Source organism: Microcella sp. (assembly GCF_025808395.1).
Classification (GTDB): domain Bacteria; phylum Actinomycetota; class Actinomycetes; order Actinomycetales; family Microbacteriaceae; genus Microcella.
The window spans coordinates 2,318,713-2,340,896 of record NZ_CP075524.1 but is presented as its reverse complement, the minus strand read 5'-3'; the positions used below and the strand labels follow the sequence as shown (position 1 = coordinate 2,340,896).

The window sequence follows — 22,184 nt, the reverse complement described above, 5'->3', positions numbered from 1 at the left end:
AGCTTCATCGCGCCTACTGATCGGTTTCGTCGTCAGGTTCCGCGGTGGGTGACGCACTCGGGCTCGGGACAGGTTCACCGTCACTCTCGCTCGGATCATTGCCATCACGAAGTGACACAGGTGAGTCGGTAACCACGAATATCACGAGGTTGATGACAGTCGTGCGTTCTTCCTCATCCCGACCATCGACATAGTCGGCGGTAACGACGATGCCAAAGCGTTCTGACAACTGCATTCTGTTGATAAGTCCCAACGCCCGGTTGAAGTCCCCCTTCACCGTGATGGTGATTGGTACACGCACGAGAGTGCCAGCGGCAACCTGTCCATTTTCATCGACAATCGCATCAGGACTGTCAGCCACTGGCGCCGCCAAAACAACACTCTGCAACGACAGCGACTCACCAACGATGCCCGCCAGAAGCTCTTCGATGGCGTTGTCATATTCGACGGCGGAGGGAAAACGATCCCTGAGTTCATCGATCTGGGTTCGCAGGCTATTGATCGAACGGAAGTCTTGCTCGAGTTGCGCATTGACCACTCGGGTGGCCTCGTTCTGCAACTCGATCGCCGCGCGCTCGGCATCGAGTCTCGCAGCCTCAGCGAGCTTGGGGGAGACCCCGAGAAACCACCCGAGCGCGATGACGACGATGACAACGATGACGGTCGCGAAGGTCCAGATCCTCGTGGATGCAGTCGTCATTGTTCGACCTCCGACTCACTGGTCCGTCCTGAGAGCGCGGTGCTGTCCAAGTTGATCGTCACAGTGCTGAGATACCAACCGTCCTCCTCGAGGATGGAGTCAATGCTGGCATCCGCAAACGTGTCCAAGAGCTTCCACGACCGCAGCCATTGGTGAGGTGTCGGTAGATCGACTGTCGCCACCGTCATGATAATCGTCGCGGCTCGGGGGCTCCTCAATGGGTCTGCGAGCCCCAGCGCAGGCCCGTTGGGGTCAATGCCTGTGATCGAGGCAGCCTCGAGAATCTCTTCTGCGTTCAGCACTGCCAAGTATTGAGTCACTACGTCGCGCCACAACACTTCCGTCGCACCCAATCGATCTCGAACTCCCTTGATGCTGTCGAGCTGCGAACGAACCTGAATTACTTCGGCGTACTGCAATTGAGTAGTGAGCAGCTCGTCCGTAACCTGGCGTTCAGCTGCAAGGCGCGCCTCAGCCTGTCCCGCATACCAGAAGGCGGCTGCAACGCCTCCAGCAACGAGCGAAACAACCAGAACCATGACCGCGATGAGGCCTCGCCTGCGCCCCGTTTCTTTGCGACGCAGAGCAACCTCTGGCGGCATGAGGCGTGCTCGTGGGGCGGCTCCCAAGATGATGGAGGTCGTCTCCCGCGCGTCACGCCGACTCACGATGCACTTCCCATGGCGAGACCGATCGCGGTGATCCACTCTTGGATTCGTTCGTCATTCGTCTTTCCGCGGAGAGCACGACTGACGGTCACACCGGCCAGTGGGTTCACCGGCACCACAGATATCCGTGTCGATTCTGCAAGTGCATTAGCGAATCCCTTCATGCGGGTAGCCCCTCCCGCAACGGAGAGGTGCTCGAACGTTACGCCGCTTCTCACCCCCGCGAAATAGGCCAGGGTGTTGCGAACCGCAGTCAGGAGTTCGCTGGTCGATTCGTGGATGACCTCGACGGCGCGACGCTCTTCGTCAGTCGCGCCGGGGGAGGTCAGGCCCAATTCGCGCTTGAGGGCCTCCGCTTTCTCCCGCGGCACATTCAAACGCGTCATGAGTGAACGTGTTGCATCGTCGCCTCCCGCAGGAACGATTCGCACGAACAGAGGAACGGCCCCCTGTGCAATGACAATGGAAGTGGTGTTCGCTCCGATACTCATGTGCACGGCGAATCCGTTGGTCGGCGACGACAAGCTGTGCATTCGCGTCATGGCGAACGGCAAGAGATCCATGCTGATGGGAGTGAGCCCGGCCATCGTCGCCGCAGTGACGTTGGAACTCACCGCTTGCTTGAACGCAGCGATGAGCAGACCGTTGACGATTGGCCCCGACTCTGCCTGGCCCTCCGAGATCGGGTAGTAGTCGAGAACCGCATCGTTGACCGGCACGGGCAATAGGTCTTGAACTTGAAAAGGAAGCGACTCTCGAATCTGGGGCAAAGGCATGCGGGGCACAGCAAGATCGCGCACAATGACGCTCTGCCCACCGATACCCAGCGCGACATTCTTCGATCGAAAGCCTCCCGCGGCCCACAATCGCTTGAAGGCAGAAGCTACTGTGTGGACTTCAAGCACCTCACCGCGTTTGACCGAACCCTCGGGTAGCGGAACCTCGTGTGCCCTCAATACGGTAGGCCGTTCCTTTGATGCATCATCAATCTCGACTGCGCGCAACAGAGAGCTGCCGATGTCGATTCCGACCACTCCGCTTGACATGCTGCCCCTTAGTCCAGACCAAAGATCGCGAGATAGCCCTGCGCGATCGGCTCACCGAGCATGATTCCCATCCAGGCTCCCCCTAGCATCCACGGCCCGAAGGGTATTCCGGTGTTGCGACTCGCCCGCCGAGTGGCGAGGAGAATGATGCCGAGCACACCACCGAGCAAAAATGCAGCGAGTGTGCCGACGGCGATCGCTGACCATCCTGCCCACCCTAGGTAGAGGCCGATGAGGCCCGAAAGCTTGACATCGCCCATACCCATCCCGCGCGGCGTGATCATGGCGAGCGTCAAGTAGAGACTGAAGAGGATTCCTGCACCGGCGGCCGCAGTCGCCAGCCCCTCGAGATCGTCGGCGGCGATCGCAGCAATCGATAGCAATGCTCCACCCACCGCGTATGACGGAAGGACGATTGCATCGGGTAGCCGATGCGTGTCGAGATCTATCGCCGCAAGTGCGATCGAGATCGACGCGAAGTAGAGATGCGCGACGAGTGCGGTTACTGCAGCGAGGGCATATGGCACCGAGCGAGCATCGAGTACTGCGCCCGCCATGACGAGGGTGACACCAGCGAAAGCGGCCGCGGTGACCAGTTCGATGATCGGGTAGCGGCGCGATACTTGGGCGTCGCAGTCGCGGCAACGACCCTTGAGAAGCAACCACGACACGATTGGAACGTTGTCACGAGGTCGCACGCGTGCTCCACAGGCGGGGCAGGCGCTGGCTGGTCGAACGATCGAACGGCCAGCGGGCACACGGTGGATCACCACGTTCAGAAATGAGCCGATCATCGCACCTAGTAGCGCCGCAACGATCGCGGGTGCGACCAGGCTAGCCGACACCGTTGACCGACCGGATCCAAAGTACTTGCCGGTCAGACTCAGAGGTGCCACCGGCTGACTGCTCGCCGGTCGAGAGGTTGACGCCGGGGATACCAATGGGGTCATAAGAGATCTGAGCGGCCCCGCCAACGCTAACCTCACCGGCAAACAGTTGTCCTTTGATGCGAAGGCCCGAGGCGATGTTCGCATCACAGGGTGTGTAGATGAGGGTCGAGATCGGCGTCGAGAAGGTGAACGAGCCTCCGATCGTGAACGAAGCACCTGAAGGGCACGTAGGCAAGCCGTCGATGACAGTGTCGGGGGTGATGAGCCACAGCCGCACATCGTTGGTGGCGGTGAACCCGGCGCTCCCGTTCATGGTGAACCGGTTTGCAATAATGGCGACGTCATTTACGAGATTCAACTTCTGCCAGCTTCCTGGATTGAACTCGCCATTCGTGCATCCACGCGCATCAATCACGCCTTGACTCGACCCAATGGTGGCGAGTGCGGTGTTGAACGTGCCATAGTTGCAGGCTCCGCTCAAGGTGACAACAGTGAAGCCCGGCCACAGGTCTGGGTCGAACCGATAGTCGACCCAATCTGGAACGAACGGTCGGGGCGGAGTCAGGTACGGGCTCGGGCCAGGACCGGCCGGAATCAACGACAACGAACCAACCGTGCCGCTGGGGCCAGTGCGGCTTTGCGTTGTCAATCGACCGCCGATCTGGCTGCCCCACGTCATGTACGTGTTTGTTGCCACCCAGGCGTTTCCCCCGATGCGAGTGCTCGAATTCATGGTGAGTGCGTTCGCACTTGCGTTGCCGCCGATGGTGGTGCCACCGCCGCTCAACGTGATCCCAGTCGTCGACCAAGCATTGCCTTGAACGACCGAGCTTCCCGAAACGTCAATGCCGTTTGACACCAGGTTGCCGTTCACGCGCACGCCACCCGACATCGTGGTGAAACCTGACGCCCACGCATTACCAGCGATGTGGCACGATCCACTGATGGTCAAGTTGCCGTTGTCGACAACCCAGTCGGCATCACCTCCGCTGGCGCCGGAGCACGTGACGTTTCCCTGCTTGACCAAGACGCTGGGGCTTGAACCGTCGACAGCAAGGAGTGTTCCGGACCCGCCGAACCCTGAAGCGCTATACGCGTAGATGGCGGGGCCGCTCGGAAAGATGCCGCCCGTCCCGGTGACTGAGCCCAGCACTGCCTCTAGCTGTGCCTCATCACGAGCCGATGATTGCCCGGCTCCGGTCTCGGAGGCGAATCCTGTCGAGAGAATCCGCACCTGCGTCGAAGTGTTGGTCGGGCAACCTCGCGTCCAGCCACTTGGTGTCTCGAGCCAGATCGTCGCCTCGAAAACGGGCTCTTCGCCAGGGACATTCTCATAGACACCGCCGTTGACGACGCAAGTGCCGGCGACAAGACCCGCGCGCGCGGCCGCGACTCCCGCTTCGGCACCGGCCTGCGACTGCACACCAGCCCGTGTAAGAGACGTGAAGCTGACCGAGCTCACCACTGTGGTCGATATGACTGCAGTGAGTATGAGCCCCACCGCCATCATGCCGATGACAGAGGCGAGAGCGACGCCGTGGTCGTCAGAGCGAACTCGACGCACCAAATTGGTCAGAAACATGTGGCTTCCTCTCCCGCGGAGGTGAGACTCGCGGCCGTCAGTCGGATCGCGATAGTTGGTGAATCGCCAGCATCCGCGTCGAACGCGACAGTCAAGCTGGATCCTGCTGCAACGAAGACGTTCTGACCCGCTGGTGGTGCAACCCCAGCGATTAGCAGAGTCCAGTCGGCCAGTTGTGCCGGGGTGGGTGCAAGTATGGCGGCACCATCGTTCACGATGGTAGAGCGGATCTCTCCGTCGCCGGCCGTCGTGAAGTACCACGCCTGGCACGACCATTCGATGTTCGCGGCCGTACCGGCGACGCGAGCAACCAGTAGCTGGTCTGCCCCCACGTCGGTGATGCGAAACTCCGACGAGTTGCGGATCGCTGTGCTGATGGAACTCGCAGCCAGCTGAGCGGCGGTCGCACCCTGGCTTTGGGGAGTCACCGTGCGCTCTGCATTGATCAAGCTGGTGAAGATACCGCCCACCACCACAAGCACGAGAGAGAGAAGGCTTGCCGCGACGACGAGCTCGACGAGTGTCAGTCCACGGTCTCGCCGTTGCTCGTAGCCTTGGAGTCGCTGCGCAAGTGTCATTCGACAAACACCAGCGTCGACGCGCGCGCCAACTCTTCTTCTGTGTCAAGGCGAACTGCGACACTCTCGACGCGGACGGTGCCAACAACCCCGGGACACTCCCCCACGATGGTCGTGACCTCAATGGTCACGTCGCGGGAGTCGACAAGAGTGGCCGAGCCCACCAGGCCGGCGACGTTCGCGCAGATTGGGCTGAGTGATTGGGCAATCTGCATGCGCTCATTGACCAGCTGGGTAGCTGTCGCCGTGGTGGTGTTCGCAGCGCTCGCGCGAATGGCAGAGATGAGAACTGGCGCAAACGCAACGGCGAGGAGTGCGAGGAGGAACATCGAGACGACGATCTCGATCAAGCCGAAACCCGCTTCGCGATCGTGCGAAGCGGCAAATCGGTGTGCTGTCTCGACGCTTTTCATCTCTGCTCCCCCCGGTCAGATTGCTGTCGCTGCTCTGCTTCTCCATTGCAGCGAGGCCCGACGGGGACGAGAGCACCTAAGCTGGTGCCCTCGCCCCGCCGACAGACAAGACGTCTGTCTTCATGCCTTGTCAGGCTTACGTGCAGTTGCCCTCAGTCACGCCAGCGGCCTCGGTCACCTGGAAGTTGGTACCCGAGTCTGACTGCACCCACACACAAAAGCCGTTGGCATCTGCGCTGGCGATAGTCGGAGCGGCGGTGGTCGATTGAACATAGCCGTTGCCTTGCAAGTCAGCGACGGTGACCCCTGCAAAGGTGCCGCCTTCGGCGACCGAGTACGACACCATAGCCACGCGAATGTTCGCGAGGTCTGAGGTCGCTGCAGCGTCGCGGGCCTGGTTCTGCTGGCCGATGAAGACCGGGATGGCGATCGCAGCGAGAATGCCGATGATGAGCACGACGACCAAGAGCTCGATCAGGGTGAAACCCTTCTCGTTGTCCTCGATGCGACGTCGCTGTGTTTCCAGTGCGGTAGTGATGGACATGTGTCCGTTTCCTTTCCCATCAAGTGAAGGTTGATAGGTGGGCCCCCCACGGAACATGAAACCGGCCCCCCGCCACTAATGATGTATGCGTTGTTCGGGCGCGAACATCCCCAGTGCGGGGGGCATTCGGCGCGCCTACTGGACCTGATTGAAGATGTCGAAGATGGGCAGATACAGAGCCACGATCATGCCCCCGAGTATGACTCCCAGGAAGGCGATCATGATCGGTTCGATGAGTGCCGTGAGTTGCTCGGTCGTGCTTTGAACCTCGGCGTCATAGAAGTCGGCAATCTTGTCGAGCATGGCTTCTAGAGCGCCCGAGTCTTCGCCCACCGCGATCATTTGGGTCACCATAGACGGAAAGATCGATTCCTCTTGCAGCGGAGCTGAGATCGAGCGTCCTTGCCTCACAGAGTCCTGCACCTTGATGATCGCCTGTTCAATCTGCCAGTTGCCGGATGTCGAGCCGATGATCGAGAGTGCCTGCAAGATCGGCACTCCAGATCCGACCATTGTCGAGAAGTTGCGCGAGAAGCGAGCGATAGCGACCTTGGCGAAGAGTGGGCCAAACACCGGCATCTTCAAGAGTGCCGGCTCGTACACCGACCGGAATTTGGGCGTGTGCCGGTTCGCTCGCCACCACACTGTGCCGATGATCATCGCGACCAGTAGGAGCGGCCCCAGCCAGATCATACTGTTCGAGATGGCGACGAGTATGAGGGTGGGTACGGGCAGTGTGCCGCCGAGGTCAGCAAACATCTGCTCGAAGATGGGAACGATGAAGAGGATCATGCCGACGACGGCGACCAGCGCCATGATGAGCACCACCACCGGGTAGGTCAGAGCCGACTTGATGGTCGCGCGCAGTTGCACTTCCTTCTCGTAGTTTCGCGCCACTGACTCCAGCGCAGACTCCAAGAATCCGCCAACCTCTCCTGCGCGCACCATGTTGATTAAGAGAGGCGGGAACACCTTTGGATGCTTCGCAAGAGAGTCTGAGAACGTGGCACCACTCTCTACGGCGGCACGCACCTCCTCGAGAGTCTGAGCCAGCTTGGGGTTCTCTGACTGTTCCGCGAGAATTGCCAAGGCTCGAAGCAGCGGCAGACCGGCACCGATCATGGTCGCCATCTGGCGACTCATGACGGCCAGGTCTTTCATGGTCACGCGCTTGTCGAAGAGTCCGCCCATCGAGATCTCGCGGTTCAGACCCGACCCGGCAGATACCTGCTGTATAGAGATCGGCGCAATACCCATGGTTCGAAGCCTCGACGTGACCGAGGCCTCTCCTGGAGCATCGACCCGACCCTTTACGACTTTGCCCGTTGAATCACGACCGGTGTATGCATAGGTCAATGTAGAGGCCATTAGCGCTGCCCTCCTGCAACGTCGCCGAAGCCTGCAGCCGCACCTGAGGGTGAGCCCGTCGCATGGACGAGCCTCATGAAACTCTCAGCGTCTTGCATCTTCGCGACCGCCGCCTCGTACGTCACCATGTGGCTGTTGACGAGATCGGCGAGGTGCTGGTCCATCGTGTGCATGCCGGCTTCTCGACCCGCCTGCAGCGACGAGGGAATCTGGTAGGTCTTGCCCTCACGGATGAGGTTGGCGATGGCACCCGTCGTGACCATGATCTCGGTGGCGATGATGCGGCCCGAGCCTGTCGCGCGCGGCAGCAGGGTCTGGCAGACCACACCCTGCAGGGTCAGCGCGAGCTGCGAGCGCACCTGGCCCTGCTGATGCGGCGGAAAGACGTCGATGATGCGGTCGATCGTCTGCGCGGCCGACTGGGTGTGCAGCGTGGCGAAGACGAGGTGGCCGGTCTCGGCCGCGGTGAGGGCGGTCGAGACCGTCTCGAGGTCGCGCAGCTCACCGATCAAGATGACGTCGGGGTCTTGGCGCAGCACGCGCTTGAGAGCGTCGGCGAACGAGTGCGTGTCTGCGCCGACCTCGCGCTGGTTGACGAGCGAGCGCTGGTTCTGGTGCACGAACTCGATCGGGTCTTCGATCGTCACGATGTGGTCGGCACGAGAGCGGTTCACGAGATCGATGAGGGCTGCGAGCGTGGTCGACTTGCCCGAACCGGTGGGGCCCGTGACGAGCACGAGACCGCGCGGCAGAGTGGCGAAGCGCGAGACCACGCTCGGCACACCGAGCTGCTTGAGCGACTTGATCTCGTTCGGGATCAGTCGGAAGGCCGCCGCGATGGTGTCGCGCTCGCGGTAGTAGTTGACACGGAATCGGTTGTCGCCGCGCGGGCTGATCGCGAAGTCGAGCTCCCACTCGTCTTCGAATGCCGAGCGCTGCCGATCGGTCAGGATGCTGCCGAGCACCGATTCAGACTCAGCACGAGCCCAGACGGCAGAGTCGGTGACCGGCACGAGCTCGCCGTCGACCCGCAGCATCGGGCGAGAGTCGCCGGCGATGTGAAGGTCTGAGCCTCCGCGCGCGACCAGATCGTCGAGGGCGCTGAGCAGGGAGGGGTGGATGCCCGGCATGGTGACCGCCCCGATGCTCACCGGAGGCGGTGCATCGTGGGGGGCGGCGCCGACCGGAGGTGGGGCATCGAGCCGCATGGGCGGTGCGGAGGGCGGCGGCGCGAGCTGCGGAGAAGCGACAGCAATCGGGCTGGGTGCAGACAGCGGTATCGATGCAGCCGCCGACGTGGCGAACGGCGGGGCGCTCGGCGACGGCGGCGGAGTGGCGATGGGGCTGCCGACCGGAGGAGGAGGTGCAAGGTGCGGAGTCGCCGACTGCGGCGGCATCGCGTCGTCGGTCGTGACCGACCACACCCTGCGCGCGCCCACGGTCGCGTCGACGGCTCCGCTCGCGCCCTGTGGATCGGTCATTGCTTCCCCCTCGGTTCGTGATTGCCTGTCATTGTTGCCGACCCCCGTGCGGCCGCGTCCCCCCGACACGGCCGCACGTGCACAGCGCGTCGTCACGCGACGACGCGCAAAACCTCTTCGATCGACGTCATGCCGGCGCGCACCTTCGCCCAGCCGTCTTGACGCAGTGTCAGCATGCCCTGCGCCGTGGCGGTGTGCATGATCTCGACGCTCGACGCTCGCGCGACCGCCAACCGCTCGATCTCTTCGCTCACCTGCATGACCTCATGCAGCGCCAGCCGGCCACGATAGCCCGTGCCCGAGCAGGCCGAGCAGCCGACAGCGTGGTAAAACCGCGGCGAGAACTCATCTTCGCGCCGACCGAACCCGAGCTGATCGAGGTGGGCGGTGTCATACTCTTGCAGCTGCTTGCAGCGGTCGCAGAGGCGGCGGGCGAGTCGCTGGGCCACCACGCAGTCGAGTGCAGAGCCCACCAGGAACGGCTCGATATCCATCTCGATCAGTCGGGTGATGGCGCTCGGCGCATCGTTGGTGTGCAGAGTCGAGAGCACGAGGTGGCCGGTGAGCGAGGCCTCGATGGCGATCTGCGCCGTCTCTTGGTCGCGGATCTCACCGATGAGCACGACATCAGGGTCAGATCGCAGGATGCTGCGCAGCGCGCTCGCGAAGGTGAGACCGGCCTTGGGGTTCACCTGCACCTGGTTGATGCCCGCCATGCGGTATTCGACCGGGTCTTCGACGGTGATCACATTGATCTCGGGCCGTGAGACGGCGTGCAGCGTGGTGTACAGCGTCGTCGACTTTCCCGACCCGGTCGGGCCGGTGACCAGAATCATGCCGTACGGCTTGGTGTAGGAGTTTCGGTAGACCGTGAGATTGCGCTCGAGCATGCCGAGCTCACCGATGTCGCGACGGGTCGCGTTGTTGTCGAGGATTCTCATGACGACCTTCTCGCCGAACACTGTCGGCAGGGTCGCCACGCGCAAGTCGATGACCTGCCCGGCGTGCTGCACCGACATGCGGCCGTCTTGAGGGCGTCGACGTTCGGCGATGTTGATGTCGCTCATGATCTTGAGCCGCGAGATGACACCGTTCTGAATGTTCTTGGGCGCCTGCTGCACATCGTGCAGCACGCCGTCGATGCGGTAGCGCACGCGCATCTCGAACTCGCCGGGCTCGATGTGGATGTCAGACGCGAGGTCTTGAATCGCCTGCCCGATGATGAGGTTGACGAACCGCACGATCGGCGCATCGTCGGGGTCGGCATCGCGCAGCGCCAACTCGTCAGACTGCGACGGAGCCGTCTCTTCTTCGATCGCCGTGGTGAGGTCGCTGAGTTCGCTGTCGGCGCGGTGAAACCGGTTGATGGCCGCCAGCAGGTCATTGCGCTCGGCAACGACCGCCACGACGTGCATGCGAGTGAGCGCGCGAACGTCGTCCATGGCGAGAACGTCGCCGGGCTCGACCATCGCGAGCGTGATCGTGGTGGCGGTCGCGTGAATGGGCAGGATGCTGTGCCGACGGCAGAGCGCGGCGGGCACGAGAGCGACGGCGGCGCGGTCGACGGGGTACTCAGCGAGTTCGACGAATGACAGCCCGGCGACCTCTGCCTTGGCTGAGGCGACCTGCGAGGCCGACACAAGGCCACTGTCGATGAGCTCGCCCACGACGGCGTCGTCGCCGACGTCGCGCACCTTGTCGAGCGTCTCGATGGGCAGCAACCCACGGATGATGAGCACTTCACTGACGGAAACCACGGCAAACCCTCCCCCCTGGATGCGAACGCCCCGATGGGCCGCTTGCACGGACTGCCTGACCGCAAAGGTATGACACGCCGCACTGCCGACAATAGCCCCGCGTTCGGGGGTAGTCCACACCAGTCACATTGTTAACATGCGCCCCGCGAACGCGAAGGGCCCGCACCGTGTTCGGTGCGGGCCCTTCGGCGGTTCGGTTTGCAGCCTAGCTGTAGGCGCCGGGCGTGTAGTCGTCGCTCGAGAAGGTGTCGAAGTCGATGATCGACAGGTCGGCCTCGCTGAAGGTCGAGTCATCGGCGAAGATGCGGTTGGGGTACCGCTCGGCCTTCGCCTCTTCTGTCGCCTCGACTGTGACGTTGCGGTAGTTCGAGAGGCCCGTGCCCGCCGGAATCAGTTTTCCGATGATCACGTTCTCTTTCAGCCCCAGCAACGGGTCGCGCTTGCCCTCCATCGCCGCCTGGGTGAGCACCCGGGTGGTCTCTTGGAACGACGCGGCCGACAGCCACGACTCGGTGGCGAGCGAGGCCTTGGTGATGCCCATGACCTCTTGACGCGCAGAAGCGGTCTTCTTGCCCTCGCTCAGTGCAGCACGGTTCAACGTGTTGTACTTCGAGCGGTCGACGAGCTCGCCCGGCAGCAGGTCGGTCTCGCCGTGGTCGACGACGGTGACCTTCCGCAGCATCTGCCGCACGATGACCTCGATGTGCTTGTCGTGAATCGGCACACCCTGCGAGCGGTAGACACCCTGCACGCCCTCGACGAGGTGCTGCTGCACGGCGCGCACGCCCTTGACTCGCAGCACCTCTTTCGGGTCGACCGGACCCTCGAAGATCTGCTGGCCCAGCTCGACGTGCTGACCGTCTTCGACGAGCAGGTTCGAGCGGCGCGAGACGGCGTATGCCACCTCTTCGTCGCCGTTGTCTGGCGTCAGCACGATCTTCAACTGAGCACCGGAGTCGTCAATCGAGATGCGGCCAGCGCTCTCGGCGATCGGGCTCGCGCTCTTCGGGGTGCGGGCTTCGAACAGCTCGGTCACGCGGGGCAGACCCTGCGTGATGTCGTCGGCCGACGCCGAACCACCCGTGTGGAAGGTGCGCATGGTGAGCTGGGTTCCCGGCTCACCGATCGACTGCGCCGCGATGATGCCGACGGCTTCTCCGAGGTCGACGCGCGTTCCGGTGGCCAACGAGCGGCCGTAGCAGGATGCACACACACCGACTGCCGACTCGCAAGTCAGCACCGAGCGAACCTTGATCTCGCGCACACCTGCCCCGACGAGCGTGTCGATGAGCACGTCGCCGACGTCGGCGCCGGCCTCGGCCACGACCGAGCCCTTCGCGTCGACGGCGTCGGCCGCGAGTGTGCGGGCGAAGACCAGGTTCTCGACGTTGTCGTCGCGCACGATGGTGCCGTCGACATCGTGAGCGATCGGGAAGTCGAGGCCCTTGGTGGTGCCGCAGTCGTCTTCACGAATGATGACGTCTTGTGCCACGTCGACAAGTCGACGCGTCAGGTATCCCGAGTCGGCCGTGCGCAGAGCGGTGTCGGCCAGTCCCTTGCGGGCACCGTGGGTGGCGATGAAGTACTCGGCCACCGAGAGGCCCTCGCGGTACGAGTTGATGATCGGGCGCGCGATGATCTCACCGCGCGGGTTCGACACGAGGCCGCGCATGCCGGCGATGTTGCCGACCTGCAGCCAGTTGCCTCGAGCGCCCGACGTCACCATGCGGTTGATGGTGTTGTCGACCGGGAAGTTCGCCCGCATCTCGTCGTTGACGGCCTTGGTGCCCTCTGTCCAGAGCTCGACAAGCTCTCGACGGCGTTCGTCGTCAGTCGTCAGACCCTTGTCGAACTGCGACTGGATCTTGGCGGCCTTCTTCTCGTACTCGGCGACGATCTGCTTCTTCTTCGGCGGCGTCACGACGTCGCTGAGCGCGACGGTGACACCCGAGCGGGTCGCCCAGTAGAAGCCGGCATCTTTCACCTTGTCGAGCGTCGCGGCGACGATCGTCTTGGGGTAGCGCTCGGCGAGGTCGTTCACGATCTGCGAGATCGTGCCCTTGTCGGCGACGTCGTCGACGAACGGGTAATCAGCCGGCAGCAGCTCGTTGAACAGCGCGCGCCCCAGCGTGGTCTCACGCAGCTCGCGGCCGTCGGCGAACTTCTCGCCGAACAGGCGGATGCGCGCGGGGGCGTTGAGGTGCAGCGAGCCCTGGTCGAGCGCCATGATCGCCTCGGAGACCGACGAGAATGCGCGGCCTTCGCCGATGGCGCCCTCGCGGATGGTCGTGAGGTGGTGCAGACCGATGATCATGTCTTGAGTCGGAACCGTCACCGGTCGGCCGTCAGACGGCTTGAGGATGTTGTTCGACGCGAGCATGAGAATGCGGGCCTCGGCCTGCGCCTCGACCGACAGCGGAAGGTGCACGGCCATCTGGTCGCCGTCGAAGTCGGCGTTGAACGCCGCGCAGACGAGCGGGTGAAGCTGGATGGCCTTGCCCTCGACCAGTTGCGGTTCGAAGGCCTGGATTCCGAGGCGGTGCAGGGTGGGTGCGCGGTTGAGCAGCACGGGGCGCTCGCGGATGATCTCTTCAAGAACATCCCACACCTGCGGGCGCGACCGCTCGACCATGCGCTTGGCGCTCTTGATGTTCTGAGCGTGGCCGAGGTCGATGAGCCGCTTGATGACGAAGGGCTTGAACAGCTCGAGCGCCATGATCTTCGGCAGACCGCACTGGTGCAGCTTGAGCTGCGGGCCGACGACGATGACCGAACGGCCCGAGTAGTCGACGCGCTTGCCGAGCAGGTTCTGGCGGAACCGGCCCTGCTTGCCTTTCAGCATGTCGCTGAGCGACTTGAGCGCGCGGTTGCCGGTGCCCGTCACGGGGCGGCCACGGCGGCCGTTGTCGAAGAGGGCGTCGACCGCCTCCTGCAGCATGCGCTTCTCGTTGTTGACGATGATCTCGGGAGCCCCGAGGTCGAGCAGGCGGCGCAGTCGGTTGTTGCGGTTGATCACGCGGCGGTACAGGTCGTTGAGGTCGCTCGTCGCGAATCGACCGCCGTCGAGCTGCACCATCGGGCGAAGCTCCGGAGGAATCACCGGCACGACGTCGAGCACCATGGCGGCCGGCGAGTTGCCGGTCTGCAGGAACGAGTTGACGACCTTCAGCCGCTTGATCGCGCGGATCTTCTTCTGACCCTTGCCGCCGGCGATCTGCTCATGCAGCAGCTCGCTCTCAGCGGCGAGGTCGAAGGCCTCGAGGCGCTTCTTGATCGCCTCGGCACCCATGTGCGCCTCGAAGTACAGACCGTAGCGGTCTTGCAGCTCTTGGAACACGGCGTCTTCGGGCTTGAGGTCGCCGACCTTGAGGGTGCGGAAGTCTTCCCACACGCGCTCGAGCTGACCGATCTGCTCGTCGAACGACTTGCGCAGCTGGGCCATCTCTTTCTCGCCAGCGTCTTTGACCTTGCGCTTCTGGTCGGCCTTGGCGCCTTCAGCCTCGAGCTCGGCGAGCTCGGTCTCGAGCTTCTGCATGCGCGCGGCGATGCCGCTGTCTCGCTGGCCCTCGAGCGTCTTGATCTCGAGCCGCAGCTCGTTCTCGAGCCCGGGAAGGTCGGCGTGACGGCCGTCTTCGTCGACCGAGATGACCATGTACGCCGCGAAGTAGATGACCTTCTCGAGGTCTTTCGGCGCCATGTCGAGCAAGTAGCCGAGTCGGCTCGGCACACCCTTGAAGTACCAGATGTGCGTGACCGGGGCGGCGAGCTCGATGTGGCCCATGCGCTCGCGGCGCACCGACGACTTCGTGACCTCGACGCCGCAGCGCTCGCAGACGATGCCCTTGAAGCGCACGCGCTTGTACTTGCCGCACGAGCACTCCCAGTCGCGCGACGGCCCGAAGATCTGCTCACCGAACAAGCCGTCTTTCTCGGGCTTGAGGGTGCGGTAGTTGATGGTCTCGGGCTTCTTGACCTCGCCGTGCGACCATGCCCTGATGTTGTCGGCCGTAGCGAGGCCGATGCGGAGCTCATCGAAAGTTGTTGCGTCGAGCACTAGTTCTTCTCTTCTCTAACGTCTCGTCAGTGTCTCGTGAATACCGGAGCCGGCTTAGATCTCGTCGATCGACGACGATTCGAAGCGGGCAGAGATGTTGATGCCGAGTTCTTCCGCCGCGCGGAACACCTCGTCGTCGTTGTCTTTCAGACTCACGGCCGTGCCGTCGGCCGAGAGCACCTCGACGTTCAGGCAGAGCGACTGCATCTCTTTGATGAGCACCTTGAAGCTCTCGGGAATACCGGGCTCTTGAATGTTCTCGCCCTTGACGATGGCCTCGTACACCTTCACGCGACCGAGGATGTCGTCAGACTTGATCGTCAGCAGCTCTTGCAGCGCGTACGCGGCACCGTAGGCCTCGAGCGCCCAGACCTCCATCTCACCGAAGCGCTGGCCGCCGAACTGGGCCTTACCGCCGAGCGGCTGCTGGGTGATCATCGAGTACGGGCCCGTCGAGCGAGCGTGAATCTTGTCGTCGACCAGGTGGTGCAGCTTCAAGATGTACATGTAGCCGACCGACACCGGGTCGGGGAACGGCTCGCCGGTGCGACCATCGAACAGTCGCGCCTTGCCGCTCGAGTCGATCATGCGCACGCCGTCGCGGTTGGGCAGGGTCGAGTCGAGCAGGCCGGCGATCTCTTCTTCGCTGGCGCCGTCGAACACCGGGGTCGCCACCTTCGTGCCGGGAGCCGCCTCGCGCGCTTCGGCGGGAAGACGGGATGCCCACTCGGGGTTGCCCTCGACCTTCCAGCCGCGCGATGCCGCCCACCCGAGGTGAATCTCGAGCACCTGACCGAAGTTCATGCGGCCCGGCACGCCGAGGGGGTTGAGCACGATGTCGACAGGAGTGCCGTCTTCGAGGAAGGGCATGTCTTCGACGGGCAGGATCTTCGCGATGACGCCCTTGTTGCCGTGGCGGCCGGCGAGCTTGTCGCCCTCGGAGATCTTGCGCTTCTGGGCGATGTAGACGACCACGCGCTGGTTGACGCCCGAGCCGAGCTCGTCGTCGCCGTCTTGCGCGTCGAACACCTTGACGCCGATGATCGTGCCCTGCTCGCCGTGCGGCACCTTGAGCGAGGTGTCGCGCACTTCGCGCGACTTCTCGTTGAAGATGGCGCGCAGCAGTCGCTCTTCAGCACTGAGCTCGGTCTCGCCCTTCGGGGTGACCTTGCCGACGAGGATGTCGCCGGGGCGAACCTCTGCGCCGATGCGGATGATGCCGCGCTCGTCGAGATCGGCCAAGAGCTCGGGGCTCACGTTGGGCAGATCGCGGGTGATCTCTTCTTTTCCGAGCTTCGTGTCGCGAGCATCCACTTCGTATTCCTCGATGTGGATCGACGACATGGTGTCGTCTTTCACGAGGTTCTGGCTCAGGATGATGGCGTCTTCGAAGTTGTGACCCTCCCACGACATGAACGCGACGAGCAGGTTCTTGCCGAGCGCGAGCTCGCCGTTCTCGGTGGCGGGGCCGTCGGCGATGACCTCGCCGACCTCGACGCGGTCACCAGCGCTGACCACGACGCGGTGGTTGTAGTTGGTCCCCTGGTTCGAGCGGTCGAACTTGCGCAGAACGTAGTCTTGCGTTCCGCCTTCGTCGAGCTGCACAGTCACCGAGTCGGCAGCCACCGCGGTGACGACACCGGGTGCCGTCGCCGTGATCACGTCGCCGGCGTCGACGGCCGCGTAGCTCTCCATGCCCGTGCCGACGAGCGGCGACTCTGAGCGCAGCAGCGGCACAGCCTGACGCTGCATGTTGGCGCCCATGAGGGCACGGTTCGCATCGTCGTGCTCGAGGAAGGGGATGAGCGAGGTCGCGACCGACACCATCTGGCGCGGCGAGACATCCATGTAGTCGACCTGCTCGGCCGGCACCAGTTCGACCTCGCCGCCCTTGCGGCGAACGAGCACGCGCTCTTCGGCGAACGAGCCGTCTTTGTTGAGCGGCGCACCGGCCTGCGCGACGACGTGGTCGTCTTCTTCACTCGCGGTGAGGTAGTCGATCGTCGCCGACACCTTGCCCTTGGTGACGCGGCGGTACGGGGTCTCGATGAACCCGAACGAGTTGATGCGCGCGAACGACGCGAGCGAGCCGATCAGACCGATGTTCGGGCCTTCAGGCGTCTCGATGGGGCACATGCGGCCGTAGTGCGAGGGGTGCACGTCTCGCACCTCGACGCCGGCACGCTCACGGCTCAGGCCACCCGGGCCGAGCGCCGACAGGCGGCGCTTGTGGGTGAGGCCCGCGAGGGGGTTGTTCTGGTCCATGAACTGGCTGAGCTGCGAGGTGCCGAAGAACTCTTTGATCGCGGCCACGACGGGGCGCACGTTGATGAGGGTCTGCGGCGTGATCGCCTCGATGTCTTGCGTCGTCATGCGCTCGCGCACCACGCGCTCCATGCGGCTGAGGCCCGTGCGCACCTGGTTCTGGATGAGCTCGCCCACAGCGCGGATGCGGCGGTTGCCGAAGTGGTCGATGTCGTCGACGTCGAGACGCAGGTCGACGGCCTTGCCAGCGCGGACGCCCGGCATGGTCTCGCGGCCCTCGTGCAGCGACACCATGTAGCGGATGGTCGCCACGATGTCGTCGACGCTCAGCACCGAGTCGCTCAGCGGAGCGTCGAGACCCAGCTTGCGGTTGAGCTTGTAGCGGCCCACCTTGGCGAGGTCGTAGCGCTTCGGGTTGAAGTAGAAGTTGTCGAGCAGCGCACGCGCGGCCTCGGCGGCAACCTGCTCGCCCGGGCGAAGCTTGCGGTAGATGTCTTTGAGCGCCTCTTCCTTGGTGAGGATGGCGTCTTTCTCGAGGGTCTGCTCGATCGAGTCGACCCCGGCGAACTTCTCGCGGATCTCTTCGGTGGTGAGGCCGAGCGCCTTGAGGAAGACCGTGACCGACTGCTTGCGCTTGCGGTCGATGCGCACGCCGACCTGGTCGCGCTTGTCGATCTCGAACTCGAGCCACGCACCGCGGCTCGGAATGATGCGCGCGGTGTAGATGTCTTTGTCGGTGGTCTTCTCGAGCTGGCGCTCGAAGTAGACACCGGGGCTGCGCACGAGCTGCGACACGACGACGCGCTCGGTGCCGTTGATGATGAACGTGCCCTTCTCGGTCATGAGCGGGAAGTCGCCCATGAACACGGTCTGGGTCTTGATCTCACCGGTCATGTGGTTCATGAACTCGGCCTCGACGTAGAGCGGCGCGGCGTAGGTCTTGCCGCGCTCTTTGCACTCGTCGATCGAGTACTTCTGCTCTTCGAGGTAGGGGTTCGTGAACGAGAGCTGCATGGTCTCGCCGAGGTCTTCGATGGGCGAGATCTCTTCGAAGATCTCTTCGAGACCGCTGTGCGACGGAACGTCGCTGCGGCCCGCGGCCTGCGCCTCTTCGAGGCGGGCCTTCCAGCCGTCTCCACCGACGAGCCAGTCGAAGCTCTCGGTCTGGAGGGCGAGAAGGTCAGGCACGGTGAGCGTGTCGCTGATCTTGGCGAACGACAACCGCGTTGCGGTGCGGCCGTTCTTGGGGGACTGGTTCTTAGCGGTGCGCGCAGCAGCCAAGGATCTAACCTCCGTGGGCTCTATGGCCCGGGTTCTGTCGAACGTCGACAGGTGAATGCGGTCGAATGGACGCGCTCTGACCCGCGGGGATTCCTCTCACGAGAAATCCACCCCGCCGCTATACTCGGGGCACGATCGGCGTCCGCCATATGACGGCCGATCAGACATGGGAGCGCAAACCTCAATACTAGGGGCGCTGGCGCCGCCGTGTCCAGTCGCTTTCTTGACCAATTCGGCCTGCTGCGCTATAACCGCGCAGTTGCGGGATGCCCGAGGCGAGCATCCCGCAGCGTCAGGTGCTCTCGCCGCCTCGTGACTGCCCTGCACTGGCCACTGCCGGTGAGTACACTTCGCTTCAGCGCTCTTCTGGCGCCGTCACTGGCAGGCGGAGGATCCACCCCCATGAGCTCGATGCCCCCTGGTGTGCAGCAGGCACGCGCTGCCGGGCTGTGGCCGCTCGTGGGTCGCAGTGCCTCGCTCGAGCAGGCCGCCGCCGCCTTGGCGTCGCGGCGCACGTCGCTCGTCGTGCTGTCGGGTGACGCGGGGGTGGGCAAGACTCGGCTCGCGAGCGAGCTCGCCGAGTCGCTCGAGAACGATGGCTGGCGCGTCAGTCGGCTCGTGGCGAGCTCGAGCCTCTCGGCGGTGCCGCTCGCGGCCCTCGTGCCGATCTTGGGCGCGACTCGGCACGACATCTCCCGCATCGGTGCCGACACCGCATCGCTCATGGCCTTCGTCGAAGAGTTCGCGACCGCCCGTGACGACGAGGGGCCGCTGCTCGTCGTCGTCGACGACCTGCCGCAGCTCGACCCGCTGTCGGTGGCCGTGCTCGCGCAGTTGGCGACGATCGGCTCGCTGAGCCTGCTCGCCACCGCTCGCGACGGCGAGCTGCTGCCCGAGCCCATGGTGTCGCTGTGGACGTCGGATCGCGGTCTGCGCATCGCACTCTCGCCCCTCACGGTCGACGACCTCGATCAGCTGCTGCCAGAGGTGCTCGGCAACACGGTCGCGCACCAGACCATCGTCGCCCTGCACGGCGCCTCTGGCGGAAACCCGCTCTTTCTGCGCGAGCTCGTCGCCCACGCACTCGCCACTGGTGCGCTCTCTGAGCAGCACGGGTCGTGGGTGTTGCAGGGTTCTCCGGGGGGTTCGGCGGCGCTGGGCGAACTCATCACCGCGCGCCTGAGCTCACTCGGCGAGGCGCACCTCGATGTGCTCGAGCGATTGGCCGTCTGCCAGTCGCTGCCCTTGTCGCACCTCGGCGAGCCCGAGCTGCGCACGGCACTCGGCGAGCTCGAGCAGCGTCAGCTCGTGCAGCTGCGGCTCGAGGCCGGGCGCTACGTGGCGACGATCGCGCACCCGCAGTACATCGCCGCGGTGCAGTCACGAGTGCCGACGCTGCGCCGCATCGACCTGCTGCTCGACCACGCCGCCCGCGCAGAGGCCTCACCAGACCGAGATGTCGACGCTGTGCGCATCGCCACCTGGAAGCTCGACGCCGGCGCACCGGGCGACGCAGAGCTGCTGGGCGACGCGGCTCGCCTCGCTCTGCTCACCGAAGACTTCGACCTGGTCGCCCGATTGGCGACCGCCGCTGCGCAAGCGGGCGCCGTCGACACCGAACTGCTGCTCATTCACGCGGATGCTCTCATCAAGCTCGGCCGCGTCGACGACGCACTGGCCACGCTCGACGCGGCACGCAGGCTCGACGAGGCCGACCCTGCAGACCAGCACCGCACGGCGCGCATCCTCACGATGACGGCGACCGCCCTCGTGACGCTCAGCAGTCGATTCGACGAGGCTCTCGAGCTTCTCGACGGTGCCCCCGAGCGACTGCCTGACGCCGCGCGGCGACTGCTCCAGGCTCGCGCGCGCATTCTGGTCGGCCTCGAACGGCCCCGCGAAGCGCTCGCCGAGCTCGAGAAGATCGTCGACGACGGCACCGCCGCCGAGCAGGCCGAGCTCGACATCAACACGGCCGTGCCGTATGTGGCGCTCGGGCGCACCGACGACGCACTGCACATCACCGAGCGAGCGCTGGCGGCGGCTCGCCTCAGCGACTCGTCGATTCCGTTGCGGGTGGCGTATCTCATGCGTGCCGTGACGCTCGCCCAGGCGTGCCGGCTCGACGAGGCTCGGCAGTTCGCCGCTGATGCACTGCGCGAATCGATCGAGCTCGACGACGAGCTGCGGGGGCGCCAGGCAGAGTTCACTCTGGCGGCTGTCATGCTCGCGATGGGTCGCCTCGAGTCGTCTGCCCGCTGGCTGAAAGACGTGATCGCCGGGGCGCGCACCCGCGGCCCACGGGGGTATGAGCCGCTCGGTCGGGGAATGCTCGCACGAGTTCGAGCACAGCAGGGTCTTGTCGCAGAGGCTCGCACCGTGCTCGCCGAGGTGCCAGACGACCTCATCGAGACTGACTCGCTGCTGCTGCTGGGGTGGGCATGGGTCGAAGCCGTGGGGGGCAATGCTGTGGCGGCTCGTGAACGGCTCATCGAGCGCACGCGCTTGCGCATGACCTCTGGCGACGTCGACTTCGCGAGCATTCTCGCGTTCGACGTGGCCCGACTCGGAGACCCGGCGACCGCGGCCGAGCTTCTCGGCACGATGCTCGCCGAGGCCGACTCGCCCGTCATGCGACTGCGCACGCGCACCGCTCGGGCGATGGTCGAGAGCTCTCTCGACGAGCTGGCCGCCGTCGGCACCGAGTGGGAGCGCCACGGCTACCTGCTGCACGCGGCCGAGGCGTTCGCGCTCGCCGCTGACGCAGCCCGTCAGGCGGGCCGAGCGCGAGACGCGGCGCAGTTCGTCGGGCGTGCTCGGTCGGTGGCCGATCGCACGGAGGGTGCCTCGACTGCCCCGCTGCACTTCAGCAATGAGCTCGAGCCCTTGACCGCCCGCGAGCGCGAGATCGCCACGTTCGCCGCGCGCGGACTGCCCAGCAACGACATCGCCACGAAGCTCTTTCTCTCGCCCCGCACCGTCAACAACCACTTGCAGTCTGCCTACACGAAGCTCGGTGTGCGCAGTCGGCACGAGCTGCCCGAAGCGCTCGGGCTGCTGGCGAGCGCCTAGGCGTCGGCCGCCGCAGGCTCGTCGACGATCTCGACCCGCAGCGGCGCGATGCCGGCGATCACGTCGGTGACCTGCTCGTGCGAGAGGCCCACGTCGAGCAGCGCGTAGGCGAGGTGCTCGATGACGGCGTCGTACGCCTCGTCGGTGATGCCCAGGCCACCGTGCGCCGCGTGCATCTGGCGACCGGTGAAGACGTCGGGGCCGCCGAGCGCGACGGTGAGAAAGGCGCGCTGGTGCGCGACGAGACGATCGATGTCGACGTCGCCGAACCATCGGGCAAGGCTCTCGTCGGCGGCGACGCGGTGGTAGAACACCGAGACCGCGAGCGAGATCGCCGGGGCGCCGCCGATGTCGTCGTACAGACTCACCTCGCACCCCCTTGCTCGTGTCATCGTGCGGCACCATGCCGCCGTGCCATTCTTCCGCGCGGGCGGCGAACGAGGCAGGTCGGCGATTACTCATTTTTATCGAGGGATGCTCACTCA

Annotated in this window: 15 protein-coding genes; 1 reads left to right on the top strand and 14 read right to left on the bottom strand. The window is 64.5% G+C overall.

Going from position 1 to position 22,184, the window contains the following annotated elements; genetic code table 11:
* Nucleotides 1–13: 13 nt before the first annotated feature.
* From KIT89_RS11375 to rpoB, 13 genes are all read right to left on the bottom strand, one after another.
* Nucleotides 14–700 carry a hypothetical protein gene (locus tag KIT89_RS11375; RefSeq protein ID WP_297601709.1) on the bottom strand — a complete coding sequence of 229 codons (687 nt, stop codon included), beginning with the start codon at nucleotides 698–700 and terminating at the stop codon, nucleotides 14–16.
* Entirely contained in the window at nucleotides 697–1,302 is a 606-nt protein-coding gene (locus KIT89_RS11370; RefSeq protein WP_297601706.1) for a hypothetical protein, read from the bottom strand. Before KIT89_RS11370 ends, KIT89_RS11375 begins: the two co-directional genes overlap by 4 nt.
* A 62-nt stretch (nucleotides 1,303–1,364) precedes the next feature.
* Entirely contained in the window at nucleotides 1,365–2,414 is a 1,050-nt protein-coding gene (pilM, locus tag KIT89_RS11365; RefSeq protein WP_297601703.1) for a type IV pilus assembly protein PilM, read from the bottom strand.
* A gap of 8 nt (nucleotides 2,415–2,422) precedes the next feature.
* On the bottom strand, nucleotides 2,423–3,208 hold the full coding sequence (locus tag KIT89_RS11360; protein WP_297601700.1) for an A24 family peptidase: 786 nt from the start codon (nucleotides 3,206–3,208) through the stop codon (nucleotides 2,423–2,425).
* A 40-nt stretch (nucleotides 3,209–3,248) separates the two neighbouring features.
* A complete protein-coding gene (locus KIT89_RS11355) occupies nucleotides 3,249–4,886 on the bottom strand; it encodes a hypothetical protein (RefSeq protein WP_297601698.1) in 1,638 nt (545 codons plus the stop codon).
* On the bottom strand, nucleotides 4,877–5,464 hold the full coding sequence (locus KIT89_RS11350) for a prepilin-type N-terminal cleavage/methylation domain-containing protein (RefSeq protein ID WP_297601695.1): 588 nt from the start codon (nucleotides 5,462–5,464) through the stop codon (nucleotides 4,877–4,879). Before KIT89_RS11350 ends, KIT89_RS11355 begins: the two co-directional genes overlap by 10 nt.
* A complete protein-coding gene (locus KIT89_RS11345; protein ID WP_297601693.1) occupies nucleotides 5,461–5,877 on the bottom strand; it encodes a prepilin-type N-terminal cleavage/methylation domain-containing protein in 417 nt (138 codons plus the stop codon). The genes KIT89_RS11350 and KIT89_RS11345 overlap by 4 nt, the downstream gene beginning before the upstream one ends.
* A 136-nt stretch (nucleotides 5,878–6,013) precedes the next feature.
* Nucleotides 6,014–6,421 (bottom strand): type II secretion system protein, encoded by a 408-nt coding sequence (locus tag KIT89_RS11340; protein ID WP_297601692.1) that lies wholly within the window; start codon nucleotides 6,419–6,421, stop codon nucleotides 6,014–6,016.
* A gap of 135 nt (nucleotides 6,422–6,556) precedes the next feature.
* Nucleotides 6,557–7,678 (bottom strand): type II secretion system F family protein, encoded by a 1,122-nt coding sequence (locus KIT89_RS11335; protein ID WP_367275870.1) that lies wholly within the window; start codon nucleotides 7,676–7,678, stop codon nucleotides 6,557–6,559.
* A 110-nt stretch (nucleotides 7,679–7,788) separates the two neighbouring features.
* Nucleotides 7,789–9,270, bottom strand: a complete 1,482-nt coding sequence (locus KIT89_RS11330; RefSeq protein WP_297601689.1) for a PilT/PilU family type 4a pilus ATPase — start codon at nucleotides 9,268–9,270, stop codon at nucleotides 7,789–7,791.
* A 92-nt stretch (nucleotides 9,271–9,362) separates the two neighbouring features.
* Complete coding sequence (locus KIT89_RS11325; RefSeq protein WP_297601686.1) at nucleotides 9,363–11,027, bottom strand: GspE/PulE family protein; 1,665 nt, start codon at nucleotides 11,025–11,027, stop codon at nucleotides 9,363–9,365.
* Between the two features lie 205 nt (nucleotides 11,028–11,232).
* Nucleotides 11,233–15,081, bottom strand: a complete 3,849-nt coding sequence (rpoC, locus tag KIT89_RS11320) for a DNA-directed RNA polymerase subunit beta' (protein WP_297601683.1) — start codon at nucleotides 15,079–15,081, stop codon at nucleotides 11,233–11,235.
* Between the two features lie 54 nt (nucleotides 15,082–15,135).
* Nucleotides 15,136–18,627: a DNA-directed RNA polymerase subunit beta gene (rpoB, locus tag KIT89_RS11315; RefSeq protein WP_297601681.1), complete on the bottom strand. Its 3,492-nt coding sequence runs from the start codon at nucleotides 18,625–18,627 to the stop codon at nucleotides 15,136–15,138.
* Nucleotides 18,628–19,029: 402 nt separating this feature from the next.
* Between rpoB and KIT89_RS11310 the strand changes: the two genes are divergently transcribed.
* The gene (locus KIT89_RS11310; RefSeq protein WP_297601678.1) at nucleotides 19,030–21,699 is read left to right on the top strand and encodes an AAA family ATPase; all 2,670 of its coding nucleotides are present in this window, start codon (nucleotides 19,030–19,032) and stop codon (nucleotides 21,697–21,699) included.
* Here the strand turns inward: KIT89_RS11310 and KIT89_RS11305 are convergent.
* Nucleotides 21,696–22,067 (bottom strand): group 1 truncated hemoglobin, encoded by a 372-nt coding sequence (locus KIT89_RS11305; protein WP_297601675.1) that lies wholly within the window; start codon nucleotides 22,065–22,067, stop codon nucleotides 21,696–21,698. The two genes, KIT89_RS11310 and KIT89_RS11305, sit on opposite strands and share 4 nt — an antisense overlap.
* Nucleotides 22,068–22,184: the final 117 nt, after the last annotated feature.